The sequence below is a fragment of the Roseateles sp. P5_E11 genome, from assembly GCF_054049355.1.
Genome location: NZ_JBFUMO010000822.1, coordinates 1 through 1,927, shown reverse-complemented (window position 1 = coordinate 1,927; position 1,927 = coordinate 1). Strand labels below are relative to the sequence as shown.

General features: G+C 64.4%; 2 protein-coding genes. One reads left to right on the top strand and one right to left on the bottom strand.

All coding sequences use genetic code 11. The annotated features are described in order from the left end of the window. Positions 1 to 1,119, bottom strand: a 1,119-nt coding sequence (locus tag ACXJKR_RS31045; protein ID WP_457326127.1) for a 3-keto-disaccharide hydrolase, incomplete at its 3' end; no start/stop codon positions are given. A gap of 313 nt (positions 1,120 to 1,432) precedes the next feature. Between ACXJKR_RS31045 and ACXJKR_RS31040 the strand changes: the two genes are divergently transcribed. After that, complete coding sequence (locus ACXJKR_RS31040; RefSeq protein WP_457326125.1) at positions 1,433 to 1,651, top strand: SlyX family protein; 219 nt, start codon at positions 1,433 to 1,435, stop codon at positions 1,649 to 1,651. The last annotated feature ends 276 nt before the right edge of the window (positions 1,652 to 1,927 follow it).

The window sequence follows — 1,927 nt, the reverse complement described above, 5'->3', positions numbered from 1 at the left end:
CAGGAATACGCCGCTGTTGGCGCGATCCTGACTCACTTTGTCGGCGGGAAGTTTGGGCGCGCGCCACTCCAGGTGCAGTTGAACGTCACCAAAGGACTGTTGGGTCTGGATGTCGCCGGTGCCCGGGCCGACCACCAATTCGCCGTTGTCAATTTTCCAGCCCGCGGCTGCCCCGGTGTTCGCGCTTTTCCATGCGTCGAGGCTCTTGCCGTCGAACAGCACGATGGCGTCCGACGGTGCGGCACCTGGCGCCGCGCCCGGCGTCACCTTGGGTGGAACCGGGAACCATACCTCGCTGAGTGCAGGCGCAGGCAGCATGTCGTCGGTCTCCGTGAGCGCCCGAACCTTGATGTTGCGATAGAAAACCTCGGCGCCTTCAGCTTGAAGCACGATCTTGCCGTGGTCGAGTTTGACCCAGCTGCTCGTGCCGGCATCCCAGGACTTGAGTTCGCTGACGCGCATGTTCACGACGCCGTTGACGACGTGTGTGGCGCGATCGCCGCGCACGATGACTTCGAGCGTGTTCCAGCCCGGACGCTCGTTGACACGCCCGTGGCGCGTACGGTGGTAGCCCTCGTTCTCGCCGCCCGTGATGGGGACACCGCCGTTTTCGGGCAGTGCATAACGGCCGGTCTTCGGATCGACGAAGCTCGAGGCTTGCGTCGATATCGCCCACGAATCTCCGGTGTCGCCTTCCTGGATTTGGGMTTCGGCACTCGCCGGCCAGTCTGACGGCCGCACGCGATACACGTGATACAGCAGGCCCGCATCGCGCACTTCGTGAAGCCGCGGCGGAAACTTCTTATTGCCCCATTTGTATTCGAGGCTGATCACATAGTCCTTGAAGTCAGCGTCGGTGATGATGTACGCGAACGGCTGGGGCGTGCCCGCCACGTGCGTGGGATACGCGTGGATCTCGCCATTCTTCACTTCGAAGATGCTGGACGCGGCCGGCGTATCGGCGCTGACCTTGGATGCGTAGTGCGCCGACCAGCCGCTGAGATCCTTGCCGTTGAAGATGAGCTTCCATGTTGCGGTGTTCGCCGCGTTGCCGGCGGCCAAGGCAGTGCCGGCAAACAAACACATGCTGGCGCAGACCAGCCTCGACATCAGGTTCATTCTTCCCATCCCCGAAAGTGCGGGCCCCGGGAGGGTGGCCCAGAAAGTTGGATTTGAAGTGGAAGGCGTTGGCCAAGTAGCTGAGTACCTGTCTTGTGAGGAAGACGATGGCGCCTAGCCCTTCCATCGCACGGACARGCGAAAGCGGGCGTCGCCCATTGTGACTACCGATAAGTTCAAACGTTGAGCGGCCGCTTTCCGAAGGCTTGCTCAGGCTGTGCCGATTTCCGCCGCCGCAAACCAGCCGCTCCACCGCGCGCGTACGTCGCCCAACTCGGCCCGCAACCCCGCCGAAATGCGCCACCATATCGTCATGGACACCTTGCAAGCCCTCGAACAACGCATCACCGACCTCGAGATCAAGGCCAGCTTCGCCGAAGACACGGTCGAGCAGCTCAACCAGGTCGTCGTGCGCCAGCAGGAGCAGATCGACCGGCTGGTGCGCGAGCTCGTCGAGCTGCGCAATCGGGCCACGGCGGCAGAGCCGGACGGCATGCGCGGTCCGCGCGACGAGCTGCCGCCGCATTACTAGGAGTCTGTCGGGCTTTGGGTCGGGTGCGCGCCGGGGTGAGTTGCGGGGCGAGGCAAGGCGCCGACGAGGCGTGGGATCGGCCCCCACAACGAGTCGGCAACGCCGMAKCGCCCYGCAAATCGCCCCGGCCCTTCGGGTTGGGCCTGCAAGGGGGCTGATCCGTCGTTGCAAATGCTCGCTGGGCACCCGGCCCAGCTCCGCTTTGCGCCTAGGCTGAGCCCCCTTGCAGGCCCAACCCGAAGGGCCGGGGCGATTTGCAGGGCGATTCGGCGTTGC

What these genes read in the sequence shown, in the direction of transcription:
- ACXJKR_RS31040 (WP_457326125.1), top strand. Translation starts at nt 1,433, where the DNA reads ATGGACACCTTGCAAGCCCTCGAACAACGCATCACCGACCTCGAGATC.